This is a genomic window from Salmonella sp. K21076 (genome assembly GCF_039650795.1).
Classification (GTDB): domain Bacteria; phylum Pseudomonadota; class Gammaproteobacteria; order Enterobacterales; family Enterobacteriaceae; genus Salmonella; species Salmonella enterica.
The window spans coordinates 186634-202636 of sequence record NZ_JBCLYA010000044.1 but is presented as its reverse complement, the minus strand read 5'-3'; the positions used below and the strand labels follow the sequence as shown (position 1 = coordinate 202636).

Here is a 16003-nt window from a genome sequence, read left to right as displayed (position 1 = left end):
CTCCTGACGCCCGGTGACATTGCGCTTACCGGGCTTACAACTCCCTACCATAATTAAAGGAACAACGATGCGACATACTGTGATATTTGCCTCAGCGTTTGCCACCCTTGTCACCGCCAGCGCTTTCGCTGCCGACCTGCCTGGCAAAGGCATTACCGTCCAACCTATCCAAAGCACGATTTCTGAAGAGTCCTTCCAGACGTTACTGGTCAGCCGGGCGCTGGAAAAGTTGGGTTATACCGTAAATAAGCCGAGTGAAGTCGATTACAACGTAGGCTATACCTCCATCGCCTCTGGCGATGCGACGTTTACCGCCGTGAACTGGCAGCCGCTGCATGATGATATGTATGCCGCAGCAGGCGGAGACAAAAAGTTTTACCGCGAGGGCGTCTTCGTCTCCGGCGCTGCGCAGGGCTATCTGATCGATAAAAAAACCGCCGAGCAGTACAACATCACTAATATCGCTCAACTAAAAGATCCGAAAATCGCCAAAATCTTCGATACCAATGGCGACGGAAAAGCGGACATGATGGGCTGCTCGCCGGGCTGGGGCTGCGAAGCCGTAATCAATCACCAGAATAAAGCGTTTGATCTGCAAAAAACCGTTGAGGTCAGCCACGGTAACTATGCGGCGATGATGGCTGATACCATTACCCGTTTTAAAGAAGGCAAGCCGGTGCTGTATTACACCTGGACCCCGTACTGGGTGAGCGACGTAATGAAGCCGGGTAAAGATGTCGTCTGGCTACAGGTGCCGTTCTCCTCCCTGCCGGGCGAACAGAAAAATATTGATACTAAACTGCCGAACGGCGCGAACTATGGGTTCCCGGTCAATACTATGCATATTGTCGCCAATAAGGCATGGGCGGAGAAAAATCCGGCGGCGGCGAAACTGTTCGCCATCATGAAGCTGCCGCTGGCGGATATCAACGCGCAGAACGCCATGATGCATGCCGGTAAATCGTCTGAAGCCGATGTTCAGGGCCACGTAGACGGCTGGATCAACGCCCACCAGCAGCAGTTTGACGGCTGGGTGAAAGAAGCGCTGGCCGCGCAGAAATAATATCGTTTTTTATGCCGGATAAGGCGCAGTTCATGCGCCGCTATCCGGCCAACGCAATCTCTCCTCAAAGCGCACGATTCATCACGTCACTGTTCCCCTTTATTCATCAACATCCGCTATGATTGTTTTCCCAGGAAATAATTATCTAAATCACGATTACCATAATGACGAAACCCACTCATGGGCTTAGCCCGGCGCTGATCGTTTTAATGTCTGTGGCCACGGGTCTGGCGGTCGCCAGCAACTACTATGCCCAGCCGCTGCTTGATACCATCGCGCATCACTTTTCGCTTTCCGCCAGCTCCGCAGGGTTTATCGTTACCGCCGCGCAGTTGGGCTATGCCGCTGGCCTGTTGTTTCTGGTGCCGCTCGGCGACATGTTTGAACGCCGAACGCTGATTGTCTCCATGACGTTGCTGGCGGCTGGCGGAATGCTGATCACTGCCAGCAGTCAGTCGCTTAGCATGATGATACTCGGAACGGCCTTAACCGGACTGTTCTCCGTGGTGGCGCAGATTCTGGTTCCGCTGGCCGCCACGCTTGCGACGCCCGCCACCCGCGGTAAAGTGGTCGGCACCATTATGAGCGGCCTGTTGCTGGGGATCCTGCTGGCGCGAACGGTCGCCGGACTGCTGGCAAACCTCGGCGGTTGGCGCACCGTATTTTGGGTAGCGTCGGCGCTGATGGCGCTGATGGCCGTCGCGTTGTGGCGCGGACTGCCAAAGCTCAAATCCGACACCCATCTTAACTACCCGCAACTGTTGGGTTCTGTATTCAGCCTGTTTATTCACGATAAGCTGCTGCGTACCCGCGCGCTGCTGGGCTGTCTGACCTTTGCTAATTTCAGCATCCTCTGGACGTCAATGGCCTTTTTGCTCGCCGCGCCGCCGTTTAGCTATTCCGAGGGGATGATTGGCCTGTTTGGCCTGGCGGGGGCCGCCGGCGCTTTAGGCGCGCGTCCGGCTGGCGGATTTGCCGATAAAGGTAAATCTCACCTCACCACCACGTTCGGCTTACTGCTGCTGTTACTCTCCTGGCTGGCTATCTGGCTTGGGCGCACCTCGGTACTGGCGCTGATTATTGGTATTCTGGTACTGGACCTCACCGTTCAGGGGGTACATATCACCAATCAGACGGTCATCTATCGTTTGCATCCGGATGCGCGTAACCGGCTCACCGCCGGCTATATGACCAGCTACTTTATCGGTGGCGCCGCGGGGTCGCTGATTTCCGCCTCCGCCTGGCAACATGCCGGCTGGGCCGGCGTTTGTCTGGCGGGTGTCACGGTAGCCTTACTTAATTTACTGGTCTGGTGGCGAGGTTTTCACCGACAGGAAGCCGTAAATTAAGCGGATAGTGAGCGTTTACCTTTGTTTAAGCTCCTTAGGGTGTTAAGGAGCTCCCCAGTCTGTTAAGGTTATGCTATTCATTTATCATGGTTATTTTTATACCGGTGAAGAATAATATAATTCTATGGAAAGCCCTGCATCCCCATCTGCTCCCAGGCCAATAGCGCCCGTTCAAGGATTCGAAGGTCGTTCACCGATAGCTATTCGTGATATTCCGGTGGCTTTTGCATCGGGTTGTAAGGCCGTTTACCCGGCTTTCGCCCCTCCCGCTTATCGTTCTCTCCTGATTTTTTCATGCAGGCACTCACGCTTTTCTCGTCATTCCTGGATTTGCCGCAGGCGGCGCTTTACCGGGCCCAATGTTCCCGCTGACGTCTCAGTCTGCGTATCATTGGTTGCTTTATAGCCTGAAAGAATGATTTTGTATTAATAATACATTTACTTTATTTGTCACTGTCGTTACTATATCGGCTGAAATTAATGAGGTCATGCCCAAATGGATAGTTCGTTTACGCCCATTGAACAAATGCTAAAATTTCGCGCCAGCCGTCACGAAGACTTTCCTTACCAGGAAATTCTTTTGACTCGTCTTTGTATGCACATGCAAGGCAAGCTCCTGGAAAACCGCAATAAAATGCTGAAGGCTCAAGGGATTAACGAGACGTTGTTTATGGCGTTGATTACGCTGGAGTCTCAGGAAAACCACAGTATTCAGCCGTCTGAATTAAGCTGCGCGCTGGGTTCATCTCGCACCAATGCGACACGCATTGCAGATGAGCTGGAAAAACGCGGCTGGATTGAGCGTCGTGAGAGCGATAACGACCGCCGTTGCCTGCATCTGCAATTAACGGAGAAAGGCCAGGCATTTTTGCAAGAAGTGCTTCCGCCTCAGCATCATTGTCTGCATCAACTCTGGTCATCACTTAGCACAGCCGAAAAAGATCAACTTGAGCACATCACTCGTAAACTCCTGACGCGTCTTGATCAAATGGAGCAGGAAGGCACTGTTCTTGAGGCGCTGCGCTAAAGCGCCGACCCGCTCAAAAATCCAGATTAATAACAGGAAAGCGGACAGGCCGGCACGCGTTACTGCTGGCCTTTCTGACAACAGGTCGGCTCAGCCGATGTGAATAATAAGATCGTGGAGAACAACATGAGCGCAAATGCGGAGATCCAACCCCCGCAGCAACCGGCTAAGAAGAAAGGCAAACGCAAAACAGCGCTGCTACTTCTTACCTTGCTCTTTGTTATTATTGCCGTGGCATATGGAATTTATTGGTTTTTAGTATTGCGTCATATTGAAGAGACAGATGATGCTTACGTGGCAGGGAACCAGGTTCAAATCATGGCGCAGGTGTCAGGCAGCGTGACGAAAGTCTGGGCTGATAACACCGACTTTGTAAAAGAGGGCGATGTTCTGGTCACGCTCGATCAGACTGACGCCAAACAAGCGTTTGAAAGAGCCAAAACGGCGCTGGCCTCCAGCGTGCGCCAGACGCACCAGTTGATGATTAACAGTAAGCAGTTGCAGGCGAATATCGACGTGCAAAAAACCGCCCTGGCGCAAGCGCAGAGCGACCTTAACCGTCGTGTGCCGCTGGGTAATGCCAATCTTATTGGCCGGGAAGAGCTGCAACACGCCCGCGATGCCGTCGCCAGCGCGCAGGCACAGCTTGATGTCGCCATTCAACAGTACAATGCCAACCAGGCAATGATACTTAACAGTAATCTGGAAGATCAGCCTGCGGTTCAACAAGCGGCGACCGAAGTGCGTAACGCCTGGCTGGCGCTGGAGCGTACTCGCATCGTCAGTCCAATGACCGGTTATGTCTCCCGCCGCGCCGTCCAGCCTGGCGCGCAGATCAGCCCCACCACGCCGCTGATGGCCGTGGTGCCTGCAACCGATCTGTGGGTGGACGCTAACTTTAAAGAGACCCAATTAGCGAATATGCGCATTGGGCAGCCAGTGACGATTATTACTGACATTTATGGCGACGACGTAAAATACACCGGTAAAGTCGTCGGTCTGGATATGGGGACAGGTAGCGCCTTCTCCCTGCTGCCCGCGCAAAATGCGACGGGTAACTGGATTAAAGTGGTTCAACGTCTGCCGGTACGCGTCGAACTGGACGCCCGCCAGTTAGAACAACATCCGCTGCGCATTGGTTTATCGACGCTGGTCACCGTGGATACCGCTAATCGCGACGGTCAGGTACTGGCCAGCCAGGTACGAACGACGCCGGTTGCCGAAAGTAACGCACGCGAAATTAATCTCGCGCCGGTCAATAAACTGATCGACGACATCGTACAGGCTAACGCGGGTTAATCCTGAGGTGCGTGTGATGCAACAGCAAAAACCGCTGGAAGGCGCGCAGCTCATCATCATGACGATCGCGCTGTCGCTGGCGACATTCATGCAGGTGCTGGACTCCACCATTGCCAACGTGGCGATTCCGACCATCGCCGGGAACCTGGGTTCTTCCCTAAGCCAGGGGACATGGGTTATCACCTCTTTCGGGGTGGCGAACGCTATCTCGATTCCCTTAACCGGCTGGCTGGCGAAGCGTTTTGGCGAAGTCAAACTGTTCATGTGGTCGACGGTCGCCTTTGCCGCGGCCTCCTGGGCCTGTGGCGTATCCAGCAGCCTGAACATGCTGATCTTCTTCCGCGTGGTGCAGGGCGTGGTCGCCGGGCCGCTGATTCCGCTCTCGCAAAGCCTGTTGCTGAATAACTATCCGCCTGCAAAGCGCTCCATTGCGCTGGCGCTCTGGTCAATGACCGTCATTGTCGCGCCGATTTGCGGCCCGATTCTGGGGGGCTACATCAGTGATAATTACCACTGGGGATGGATTTTCTTCATCAACGTGCCGATTGGCATCGCCGTCGTCCTGATGACGTTACACACGCTGCGCGGACGTGAAACTCATACCGAACGGCGACGTATTGACGCCGTCGGGCTGGCGTTACTGGTGATTGGCATCAGCAGCCTGCAAATTATGCTCGACCGCGGTAAAGAGCTGGACTGGTTCTCCTCGCAGGAAATTATCATCCTGACCGTGGTCGCCGTCATCGCCATCAGTTTCCTGATCGTCTGGGAACTGACCGACGATCACCCTATCGTCGATCTTTCTCTTTTTAAATCGCGTAACTTCACTATTGGCTGCCTGTGCATCAGCCTTGCCTATATGCTCTATTTCGGCGCCATTGTTCTATTGCCGCAGCTTTTGCAAGAGGTGTACGGCTATACCGCAACGTGGGCAGGTCTGGCGTCGGCGCCAGTCGGTATTATTCCGGTAATTTTGTCGCCGATTATCGGACGCTTCGCGCATAAACTGGATATGCGCAGGCTGGTCACATTCAGCTTCATTATGTACGCCGTCTGTTTTTACTGGCGCGCCTGGACGTTCGAACCGGGTATGGATTTCGGCGCTTCCGCATGGCCGCAGTTTATTCAAGGATTTGCCGTCGCCTGCTTCTTTATGCCGCTGACCACCATTACGCTCTCCGGGTTACCGCCCGAACGGCTGGCGGCGGCATCAAGCCTGTCGAACTTCACGCGAACGCTGGCGGGCTCCATTGGCACCTCGATTACCACCACTATGTGGACCGATCGTGAGTCGCTACACCATGCGCAGCTCACCGAGTCGGTTACGGCGTATAATCCAAACGCTCAGGCTATGTACGATAAACTGGAAGGCTTAGGGATGACGCACCAACAGGCGTCAGGCTGGATAGCCCAGCAAATCACGAATCAGGGGCTGATTATTTCCGCCAACGAAATCTTCTGGATGTCGGCGGGGATCTTCCTGGTGCTGCTCGGCCTGGTGTGGTTCGCCAAACCGCCCTTCGGTGCGGGCGGCGGCGGCGGTGGCGCGCACTAACTATCTGATAAAAGGGATCTACGGATCCCTTTTTTAGTAGACCAACAATCAGAAGAAATATTTGAATCTCAGACGCCCGCCGTAACGCGCATCTTCACTGTTATCGCCATTATTCGGATTGGCCTCTACCCATGAAGCATAGGCGCCGAGGTAGATGTTAAAGTTTTTCATATCCATCACGTTGGGGAATAAATATGAGGCATGAATAGTGTGGATGTCATAATTGCCGGGATCGGTGATCCAGCAATCGTCCTCACAAACGGCATCGATATTGGTAGCATTAAAGGCTTCGATTTTGTTATGCGCATAGATATAACCCAGTTCAAATCGATGCCACAGCGCATTCACCCCAGCGGTAAAATCTGTCTCATCGGTCGCATCCATATAAGCGGTATTCAGGTTAATAACTGCGCCATCTTCCGGGTCAGTTTTTTGACCATTCCAGGTCATGGTAAAACCATAGCCCGTACGATCTGACTGATCGATCCACTTCCCATTCTCATAATAGCCATAGGCGTTGTTAACGACGTTACTTTCCATCGCTATCGCCGTTGAAAAACGCCCGTTTTGCCAGGCAATAACCGGACGGACGTAAGCCACGTTTTTATCGTTGGTTAAATCCATTCCGTGGTACTGCTTCTCGGTATATAACGTACTGCCATTTTCCAGCAATGTGTTAACTTCGAAATACCAGTTGTCGATGGTTTTGCTCAGCAGGAAGTTACCCCCACTGTCGCTACGTCCCCGTCCTTCTTTCATCATATAGATATAGCCGTAACCGTCACTGTAAAGATCGTTCGCTGTATTCCCCGAATATTCAATAAATGTATCCTGATTCAGCGGGAACATATCGTAGGCTTCAAAACGACCAACCTTAATTTTCCAGTCATTCTCACGACCAAAGAAGAAAACGGCATCATCAAGGTTCATTTTCCCGGTCAGATCCGCCAGAGGCTGTACAGAGAATCCGGCAAAATTACCGTTGTCCAGCCGCTGGTAGCCATCAAAGCCCAGCAACAGGCGCCCGTTAATATCCCAGCGTTCATTGGTTCCTGATGCCCAATCTTTATTCGCTGACGTTCTCATCGAGGTCAGGCTACCGGAACGGCTTGCCGCATCCATATTAAATTCGACATCGCCATAGAACTTAATATCGCTGAATCCGGATAAGGTCAGCTTCGGCGGCGTTTTATCTGCTGCAATGGGCTCGGCGGACTGGACATTCACCGTCGGTGTAGCGGCGACCTGCTGCTGTTTCAGCGAGCGAATTTGCGCCTCGGCATCGGATGCCCGTTTTTCAGCATTAACAACACGTTGCTCCAGTTCAGCCAGACGCTGCTCAATAGTGATATCATTCGCTGCCCAAAGGTTATGAGAAAAGCAAGCACCGATCATCAGCGCCAAATATTTAGCCTTCATTTTTTATCCCTTAAGTTTGATGTATACCAGATAAGATTTGCTAAAAACCCCATCGACCGGCTATTAGTAGAGTCTTGTTATTACCTGGATATCTGGCGCATTCCATTATGTTTTTCTATTAATTATTTATGATTTTTAGTTTATGTGATCAATACACTCTGGCATCGTGAGTTATCCGCCTTTTCTGTTTACCAGATCACATTTTATTATTTAACAGGCCAGGCATTACTTAATTTAAAATGTATTCTCGCCGCAAATATAATAAACGCAAATTATATTAAGCAATAAAAAACCCCGGCCATAAACCGGGGTTAATTTAAATACTGGAACCGCTTACCAATAAGACTAAATATGCAATTCCTGCAGTTTTTCTTTCGGCAGCGCCAGCTCTTTATTGCTGTTCACGCGCACATCACGCTCCAGAATATGACGGGCAATGTCCTGCGCTTCACTGAGCGAGTGCATCTGATACGTACCGCACTGGTAAACGTTCAGCTCCGGGATCTGGTTTTGATCCTGCACTTTCAGCACATCCGCCATCGCCGCTTTCCAAGCGTCGGCAACACGCTGCTCGTCCGGCGTGCCAATCAGGCTCATGTAAAAGCCGGTGCGGCAGCCCATCGGCGAGATATCGATAATCTCAACGCCGTTACCGTTGAGGTGGTCGCGCATAAAGCCAGCAAACAGATGCTCAAGCGTATGAATCCCTTTTTCCGGCATCACTTCTTTGTTCGGAATGCAAAAACGCAGATCAAACACGGTGATTGCGTCGCCATGCGGGGTGTTCATCGTTTTTGCAACCCGGACCGCCGGCGCTTGCATCCGGGTATGATCGACTGCGAAGCTATCTAATAATGGCATTTAGTCACCTCCGATAATTTTTTAAAAATAAACTGAACTCTTTGTTCCGGGGCGAGTCTGAGTATATGAAAGACGCGCATTTGTTATCATCATCCCTGTTTTCAGCGATGAAATTTTGGCCACTCCGTGAGTGGCCTTTTTCTTTTGGGTCAGGCGTGTTTCGCAAGCCACGCGGCAAACGGCTCGGTATCCGCCGCCTCAATCTCCTGCTGACGACGTACTGAAGCGTCACGTTCAGCAATAAACTCTTCTTCCTGTAAAATCTCCAGCGGCTCTTCGCGTAACAGATTACGGTAAGCCTCACCGAACGCTTTCCCAGTGCCGCCAATGCCTTCATCAATCATAGACCGTAAGATTCGGGCAGAGAATGTCAGTTCAGGATTATCAAAGCAGGCGACCAACTCATCACACACCTTTTGATACTCCTCTCCCCCGTGGATACTGTCCAGCGTTTGCGCCACGCGTTTCAGATCGCGGAAGAGATCTTTCCCTACTTTAGGCAGCGGGAACTGCGCGGTTTCACAGCCAATCCCCAGGGTAAGGCCCGGCTTACGCCCTTCCAGAATAACGCGATTCCAGTTAGTACGCGTACATAACAGCTCATCGCTACTCATTTCCGGCGCATCGGCCAATACGCACCAGACCATAAACAGATCGAGGAAGCGCACCTGTTGCTCGTCTACGCCGATCGGTGAGAACGGATTAATATCGAGAGAACGAACTTCGATGTACTCAATACCACCACGCAGAAGCGCATCTGAAGGCGATTCGCCGCTGCGCGTCACGCGCTTGGGACGAATGGGCGCGTACAGCTCATTTTCAATTTGCAGAACGTTGCTGTTAATCTGTAGCCGCTTACCGTCTTTTTCCACACCAATCCGCGCGTACTCTTCTGACGGCGTTTTAATCGCCCGTTTCAGACCTGCAACGTATTCATGTAGATCGTTAAACGTAATACCCAGATTGCTTTGCGACTTATTGGTATAGCCCAAATCACTCAAACGCAGCGACGTCGCATATGGCAGGTAGTACATGCCGCAGTCCGTTTTTTCAAACGGTAATGTGGTTGGCTTCCCTTGCAGGAAAGAGGAACAAATGGCCGGAGACGCGCCAAACAGATAGGGGATGACCCAGCCAAAACGGTAATAGTTGCGAATCAGACGAAAATAGCCGGCAGAAATTTTTTCTTTTGCCGCTTCGCCTTCCGTAACGCCGCATTTCGCCTGCCAGAACGCCATCGGTAATGAAAAATTGTAATGTACGCCGGAAATGGTTTGCATCAAAGCGCCATAACGATTTTTCAGCCCTTCGCGATAGAGCGTCTTAAAGCGCCCGGTATTTGATGTGCCGTACTGCGCCAGCTCTATGTCCTGCCCTTCCGCAATATAGCAGGGCATACTTAATGGCCACATCCGCTCATCGCCCAGTTTCCTGGCCGTATACCGATGGAGATCGCGCATAAAGGTGAGCATATGCTGGATATCGCCATCGACTGGCGTAATAAACTCCAGTAGGGCTTCCGCAAAATCTGTGGTAATCCATTTATGGGTCAGCGCTGAACCTAACGCTTCAGGATGAACTGTTGTCGCCAGCGTGCCATCAGCATTGACACGCAGCGTTTCGCGCTCTAACCCGCGCTGTATCCCCTTTAACGCCTGAGGATGTTTTTCCAGCCAGGCCAGAGCCTGTGATACGTCCGGGATCAAATTGACCTCCCGCCTGTCCAAATCGTTTTAATAAGCATAACTGTAATGGCGGCCATACATGCCAAACCTACAATTATTACCACCACATCATGCCCTGAACCGTCGCCGCTGCGAGCGCAACATAGCGCAGCGCCTTACCAAGACACAAAAAAAAGATCGTCCGCCCCCACGGGATGCGCATCCATCCCGCTAACAGGCACAACAAATCACCGATGACCGGCATCCAGCTTAATAATAGTGTGGCTGCGCCATAACGCTTTAGCCAGCCAGTCGCTTTTTCCTGCCAACGCGACGTTTTGCGCAGCGGAAAGAAACGCCCAAGAATAACGTTAGTTACCCCTCCAAGGCTATTACCCATTGTTGCTGTTAAGACTAAGACCCAGGGATGACTGACGCCGGAGACCAGCATAGCAACCAAAACCACCTCAGAATTACCGGGTAACAGCGTCGCGCTGAGAAAACTACTGGCAAACAGAGACAGGAGCGACAGTCCGTCACTCACAATAGTCGGACATCCACGGCATCCATTCCCGCCGCCCGCGCCGCCTGTAAACCAAAATCGGCATCTTCAAATACCACGCACTGCGTCGGCATGACGCCCATCCGCTGGGCGCACAATAGGAAGGTGTCAGGCGCAGGTTTGTGATGCTGTACGTGATCTGCCGCCACAACCGCATCAAAATAACGACGCAGCCCCAGATGCGCTAACAAGGCTTCCGCGATAGCGCTTTCGCTACCGGTACCGACCGACATGGGACGCCGCCCATGCCACGCTTTGACCACCTCAACCAGCGGCAGCGGTTCTACGCAGTCCAGCAGGATGCTTTTTACCGCGTCGGTTTTCTCACGCGCCAGTGACAGGGGATCAAGATCGGCATGGTTAAGCTCAATGATTGACTGGGCGATAAGCCAGGTTGGCGAACCGTTAAGCGCGACCATTGCCTGTTCATCAAAACGAAGACCATAGCGCCCCAAAACCTCACGCCACGCTTTGCGATGCGTGGGTTCGGTATCCAGGAGAGTACCGTCCATATCAAAAATCAAACCAGCATAACGTGCGTACATCGTGTTCTCGCAAACCGAATAACCAGACAGTACTTTATCGCAATTGGTTGATTTTGTCGCTAATAGAGATGAAGAGGTATATTCAGGATAAGGGGGAAAAGCGATTGCAGGGCAGTAACGTATCCGGGAGGATTACTCGCCCTTCGGGCCGTTGCTGATGCAACGTTATCCTTCTGATGCCAGCGGTGATTACCGCTATCTTATCTGCATCTTCATCGCTGAAAGTATGGAGAATATGGTGCATCCGGGAGGATTACTCGCCTTACGGCTCGCCCTTCGGGCCGTTGCTGACGCAACGTTATCCTTCCTGGTGCCTGCGGTGATTACCGCTATCTTATCCGCATCTTTATCGCTGAAAGTATGGAGAATATGGTGCATCCGGGAGGATTCGAACCTCCGACCGCTCGGTTCGTAGCCGAGTACTCTATCCAGCTGAGCTACGGATGCATTGGGAAACTTGCTTTACTGCTGATATTGATACCGCGGTGAAAGCCGTATCAATTAAGAGATGGTGTATCCGGGAGGATTACTCGCCTTACGGCTCGCCCTTCGGGCCGTTGCTAACGCAACGTTATCCTTCCTGGTGCCAGCGGTGATTACCGCTANAGGATTACTCGCCTTACGGCTCGCCCTTCGGGCCGTTGCTAACGCAACGTTATCCTTCCTGGTGCCAGCGGTGATTACCGCTATCTTATCCGTATCTTCATCGCTGAAAGTACGGAGAATATGGTGCATCCGGGAGGATTCGAACCTCCGACCGCTCGGTTCGTAGCCGAGTACTCTATCCAGCTGAGCTACGGATGCATCGGAAAACTTGCTTTACTGCCGATATTGATACCGCGGTGAAAGCCGTATCAAGTAAGAGATGGTGCATCCGGGAGGATTCGAACCTCCGACCGCTCGGTTCGTAGCCGAGTACTCTATCCAGCTGAGCTACGGATGCATCGGGAAACTTACTTTACTGCAGATTTTGATACCGCGGTGAAAGCCGTATCAAGTAAGAGATGGTGCATCCGGGAGGATTCGAACCTCCGACCGCTCGGTTCGTAGCCGAGTACTCTATCCAGCTGAAGCTACGGATGCAAATGGCGGTGAGGCGGGGATTCGAACCCCGGATGCAGCTTTTGACCGCATACTCCCTTAGCAGGGGAGCGCCTTCAGCCTCTCGGCCACCTCACCACACGCCTCTTACGAGTGCTTCGAAGAACTTGTTCTGCTCATCGTCGCTGCGTGGCGCACATATTACTTTCTGGGACTTATAAGTCAAACAATTTTTCCAGAGCTTTTATCGTTTGCACACTTCACGCTCAATTAGTCTATAAAAAAGCCAAAAAGAGTGTTTTATCAACAGATAATTTGATGACACGCTGGCCGCCAAAAGCGCACCATATCAACAGTGAGGTTGAAAAAAGTCATGAGGGGACAACGCGGGCGAGCGAGAAGAGAGGCTGCGTCTCACCCGAAAAGTGAGACGCGAAAACCTTAGTAACTGGACTGCTGGGATTTTTCAGCCTGGATACGCTGGTAGATCTCTTCACGATGGACAGAAACTTCTTTCGGGGCGTTCACGCCAATACGCACCTGGTTGCCCTTCACCCCTAAAACTGTCACGGTGACCTCATCGCCAATCATGAGGGTCTCACCAACTCGACGAGTCAGAATCAGCATTCTTTGCTCCTTGAAAGATTAAAAGAGTCGGGTCTCTCTGTATCCCGGCATTATCCATCATATAACGCCAAAAAGTAAGCGATGACAAACACCTTAGGTGTAAGCAGTCATGGCATTACATTCTGTTAAACCTAAGTTTAGCCGATATACAAAACTTCAACCTGACTTTATCGTTGTCGATAGCGTTGACGTAAACGCCGCAGCACGAGCTGCGGCGCCAACGAACGCTTATAATTATTGCAATTTTGCGCTGACCCAGCCTTGTACACTGGCTAACGCTGCAGGCAGAGCTGCCGCATCCGTACCACCGGCTTGCGCCATGTCCGGACGACCGCCACCCTTACCGCCCACCTGCTGAGCGACCATACCAATCAATTCCCCTGCTTTAACCCGGTCGGTCACATCCTTCGACACGCCCGCAATCAGAGAAACCTTACCTTCAACAACCGTTGCCAGTACGATAACGGTAGACCCCAGTTGATTTTTCAGATCATCAACCATGGTTCGCAGCATTTTCGGCTCAATACCAGCAAGCTCGCTGACCAGGAGCTTCACGCCGTTGAGATCGACCGCTTTACTGGAAAGATTTGCACTCTCCTGCGCTGCGGCCTGGTCCTTCAACTGCTGCAACTCTTTTTCCAGCTGACGCGTACGTTCCAGCACGGCACGCACTTTGTCGCCCAGATTCTGGCTGTCGCCCTTCAGCAGATGCGCAATATCGTTTAAGCGATCGCTTTGCGCGTGAACGGTGGCCATAGCGCCTTCACCGGTTACCGCCTCAATACGACGAATGCCCGCTGCGGTGCCGGACTCAGAGATAATACGGAATAGACCGATATCACCGGTACGACTGGCGTGAGTACCGCCGCACAGTTCGGTAGAGAAATCGCCCATGCTCAGAACGCGTACACGTTCGTCGTATTTCTCGCCAAACAGCGCCATGGCCCCTTTCGCCTTCGCCGCGTCGAGATCCATGATGTTCGTTTCAATCGGCAGGTTGCGGCGAATTTGCGCATTCACCAAATCTTCAACCTCACGAATCTCCGACGGCTTCATCGCTTCATTGTGCGAGAAGTCGAAGCGCAGCACTTTATCGCTAACCAGCGAACCTTTCTGCGCAACGTGTGTCCCAAGCACCTGGCGCAACGCCGCGTGCATCAGGTGCGTGGCGGAGTGGTTCAGACGGATACGTGCGCGGCGCGCTTCATCTACGTCAGCCTGTACCGCATCGCCCACTTTCAGAGCGCCCGCAGACAATTTGCCGAGGTGACCAATCGCCTGACCATATTTTTGCGTGTCGTCCACAGCGAAAGTAAATCCAGCGCCTTTCAGCTCGCCTTTATCGCCAACCTGACCGCCTGATTCCGCATAGAATGGGGTCTGATCCAGCACGACAACAGCTTCCTGTCCCGCGTTAATCGCTTCAACCGCTTTACCATCGACAAACAGCGCAGTCACTTTGCCGTTCAGTTCCAGATGGTCATAACCTTTAAATTCAGAAGCGCTGTCAACGCGGATCATCGCGTTGTAGTCCGCGCCAAAACCGCTAGCTTCGCGCGCGCGACGGCGTTGCTCTTCCATGGCGGCTTCAAAACCGGCTTCGTCGACTTTGATGTTGCGCTCACGGCAGACGTCCGCCGTTAGATCGACCGGGAAACCATAAGTATCATACAGACGGAAAGCGGTTTCGCCGTCCAGGGTGTCGCCCTGCAATTTCGCCAGTTCTTCATCCAGCAGCGCCAGACCGCGCTCCAGCGTACGAGCGAACTGCTCTTCTTCCGTTTTCAGAACCTGCTCGACCTGCGCCTGCTGACGTTTCAACTCTTCGCCTGCGGAGCCCATTACCTCAATCAGCGGCCCAACCAGCTTGTAGAAGAAGGTCTCTTTTGCGCCCAGCATGTTGCCGTGACGAACCGCGCGACGAATAATGCGACGCAGCACATAGCCACGGTTTTCATTCGACGGCAGCACGCCATCGGCAACCAGGAATGCGCAAGAACGGATGTGGTCGGCGATAACGCGCAGCGATTTATTACCCAAATCGGTGGAGCCGGTGACTTTCGCTACCGCTTCAATCAACGTGCGGAACAGGTCGATGTCATAGTTAGAGTTAACGTGTTGCAGTACCGCGGCAATACGCTCCAGCCCCATACCGGTATCTACAGACGGTTTCGGCAATGGTTCCATCGTCCCGTCAGCCTGACGGTTGAACTGCATAAAGACGATGTTCCAGATTTCAATATAGCGATCGCCGTCTTCTTCCGGGCTTCCCGGAGGGCCGCCCCAGATGTGGTCGCCATGATCGTAGAAGATTTCGGTGCACGGACCGCAGGGACCGGTGTCGCCCATCTGCCAGAAGTTATCCGATGCGTATGGCGCGCCTTTATTGTCACCGATACGGATGATACGCTCGCGCGGGATGCCGACTTCTTTTTCCCAGATCTCATAGGCTTCGTCGTCGGTTTCATAGACGGTGACCCATAAGCGCTCTTTTGGCAGAGCAAACCAGTTTTCGCCGGTCAGTAATTCCCATGCGAACTGAATGGCGTCGTGTTTGAAATAATCGCCGAAGCTGAAGTTGCCCAGCATTTCGAAGAAAGTATGGTGACGTGCAGTGTATCCGACGTTTTCCAGATCGTTGTGTTTACCCCCCGCGCGTACGCAACGCTGGGAAGTGGTTGCACGGGAATAATTACGTTTATCGAGCCCAAGGAAAACATCCTTGAACTGGTTCATCCCGGCATTGGTAAACAACAGAGTGGGGTCATTGTTAGGCACCAGGGAACTGCTGGCAACTACCTGATGCCCTTTACTATGGAAAAAGTCGAGAAACGCCTGACGGATCTCAGCGGTGCTCTTGCTCATAATTATCCTGAAATCAAGCTACACTCCATCCTTCAGGCCGCCTCTGCGTTGGCTGCGAGTTTCCCGGTCACGCGTTCCCGAGGCTCACTTGCCGCTTTAATGCGGCTTGAATGATTTTGTGTATTT

General features: G+C 52.5%; 12 protein-coding genes and 5 tRNA genes. 5 read left to right on the top strand and 12 right to left on the bottom strand.

Going from position 1 to position 16003, the window contains the following annotated elements; translation table 11 throughout:
• The first annotated feature begins 67 nt into the window (after positions 1-67).
• From proX to emrB, 5 genes are all read left to right on the top strand, one after another.
• A complete protein-coding gene (gene proX / locus AAYN39_RS12710) occupies positions 68-1063 on the top strand; it encodes a glycine betaine/L-proline ABC transporter substrate-binding protein ProX (RefSeq protein ID WP_001216613.1) in 996 nt (331 codons plus the stop codon).
• A gap of 164 nt (positions 1064-1227) precedes the next feature.
• Entirely contained in the window at positions 1228-2412 is a 1185-nt protein-coding gene (locus tag AAYN39_RS12705; RefSeq protein WP_000165770.1) for an MFS transporter, read from the top strand.
• Between the two features lie 496 nt (positions 2413-2908).
• Positions 2909-3439 carry a transcriptional repressor MprA gene (gene mprA, locus AAYN39_RS12700; RefSeq protein ID WP_000378431.1) on the top strand — a complete coding sequence of 177 codons (531 nt, stop codon included), beginning with the start codon at positions 2909-2911 and terminating at the stop codon, positions 3437-3439.
• Positions 3440-3565: 126 nt separating this feature from the next.
• Complete coding sequence (gene emrA, locus AAYN39_RS12695) at positions 3566-4738, top strand: multidrug efflux MFS transporter periplasmic adaptor subunit EmrA (RefSeq protein ID WP_001275597.1); 1173 nt, start codon at positions 3566-3568, stop codon at positions 4736-4738.
• Positions 4739-4754: 16 nt separating this feature from the next.
• Positions 4755-6293, top strand: a complete 1539-nt coding sequence (gene emrB, locus AAYN39_RS12690) for a multidrug efflux MFS transporter permease subunit EmrB (RefSeq protein WP_001187289.1) — start codon at positions 4755-4757, stop codon at positions 6291-6293.
• Between the two features lie 48 nt (positions 6294-6341).
• On the opposite strand, the gene AAYN39_RS12685 is transcribed toward emrB, so the two are convergent.
• The 12 genes from AAYN39_RS12685 to alaS form a co-directional block, all read right to left on the bottom strand.
• Positions 6342-7712 carry a carbohydrate porin gene (locus AAYN39_RS12685; RefSeq protein WP_000645128.1) on the bottom strand — a complete coding sequence of 457 codons (1371 nt, stop codon included), beginning with the start codon at positions 7710-7712 and terminating at the stop codon, positions 6342-6344.
• Positions 7713-8057: 345 nt separating this feature from the next.
• Positions 8058-8573, bottom strand: coding sequence for an S-ribosylhomocysteine lyase (gene luxS, locus AAYN39_RS12680; RefSeq protein ID WP_001130194.1), 516 nt, complete (start codon positions 8571-8573; stop codon positions 8058-8060).
• A gap of 149 nt (positions 8574-8722) precedes the next feature.
• Complete coding sequence (gshA, locus tag AAYN39_RS12675) at positions 8723-10279, bottom strand: glutamate--cysteine ligase (protein WP_000611827.1); 1557 nt, start codon at positions 10277-10279, stop codon at positions 8723-8725.
• A gap of 76 nt (positions 10280-10355) precedes the next feature.
• Positions 10356-10781 (bottom strand): YqaA family protein, encoded by a 426-nt coding sequence (locus tag AAYN39_RS12670; protein WP_001279499.1) that lies wholly within the window; start codon positions 10779-10781, stop codon positions 10356-10358.
• Positions 10778-11344: a fructose-1-phosphate/6-phosphogluconate phosphatase gene (yqaB, locus tag AAYN39_RS12665; protein WP_000271296.1), complete on the bottom strand. Its 567-nt coding sequence runs from the start codon at positions 11342-11344 to the stop codon at positions 10778-10780. The genes AAYN39_RS12670 and yqaB overlap by 4 nt, the downstream gene beginning before the upstream one ends.
• Before the next feature lie 370 nt (positions 11345-11714).
• Positions 11715-11791 (bottom strand) — tRNA-Arg (locus AAYN39_RS12660).
• 280 nt (positions 11792-12071) lie between these two features.
• Positions 12072-12148 (bottom strand) — tRNA-Arg (locus tag AAYN39_RS12655).
• Between the two features lie 62 nt (positions 12149-12210).
• A tRNA-Arg gene (locus AAYN39_RS12650) sits at positions 12211-12287 on the bottom strand.
• Positions 12288-12349: 62 nt separating this feature from the next.
• Positions 12350-12427, bottom strand: a tRNA-Arg gene (locus AAYN39_RS12645).
• A 3-nt stretch (positions 12428-12430) separates the two neighbouring features.
• Positions 12431-12523 (bottom strand) — tRNA-Ser (locus AAYN39_RS12640).
• A 303-nt stretch (positions 12524-12826) separates the two neighbouring features.
• Positions 12827-13012: a carbon storage regulator CsrA gene (gene csrA / locus AAYN39_RS12635; RefSeq protein ID WP_000906486.1), complete on the bottom strand. Its 186-nt coding sequence runs from the start codon at positions 13010-13012 to the stop codon at positions 12827-12829.
• A 234-nt stretch (positions 13013-13246) separates the two neighbouring features.
• A complete protein-coding gene (gene alaS / locus AAYN39_RS12630; protein ID WP_000047238.1) occupies positions 13247-15877 on the bottom strand; it encodes an alanine--tRNA ligase in 2631 nt (876 codons plus the stop codon).
• Positions 15878-16003 lie beyond the last annotated feature (126 nt).

Coding starts and splice junctions, on each gene's coding strand:
- proX (WP_001216613.1), top strand. CDS start 68: ATGCGACATACTGTGATATTTGCCTCAGCGTTTGCCACCCTTGTCACC.
- luxS (WP_001130194.1), bottom strand. CDS start 8,573: ATGCCATTATTAGATAGCTTCGCAGTCGATCATACCCGGATGCAAGCG.
- csrA (WP_000906486.1), bottom strand. CDS start 13,012: ATGCTGATTCTGACTCGTCGAGTTGGTGAGACCCTCATGATTGGCGAT.
- yqaB (WP_000271296.1), bottom strand. CDS start 11,344: ATGTACGCACGTTATGCTGGTTTGATTTTTGATATGGACGGTACTCTC.
- mprA (WP_000378431.1), top strand. CDS start 2,909: ATGGATAGTTCGTTTACGCCCATTGAACAAATGCTAAAATTTCGCGCC.
- AAYN39_RS12705 (WP_000165770.1), top strand. CDS start 1,228: ATGACGAAACCCACTCATGGGCTTAGCCCGGCGCTGATCGTTTTAATG.
- emrA (WP_001275597.1), top strand. CDS start 3,566: ATGAGCGCAAATGCGGAGATCCAACCCCCGCAGCAACCGGCTAAGAAG.
- emrB (WP_001187289.1), top strand. CDS start 4,755: ATGCAACAGCAAAAACCGCTGGAAGGCGCGCAGCTCATCATCATGACG.
- AAYN39_RS12685 (WP_000645128.1), bottom strand. CDS start 7,712: ATGAAGGCTAAATATTTGGCGCTGATGATCGGTGCTTGCTTTTCTCAT.
- alaS (WP_000047238.1), bottom strand. CDS start 15,877: ATGAGCAAGAGCACCGCTGAGATCCGTCAGGCGTTTCTCGACTTTTTC.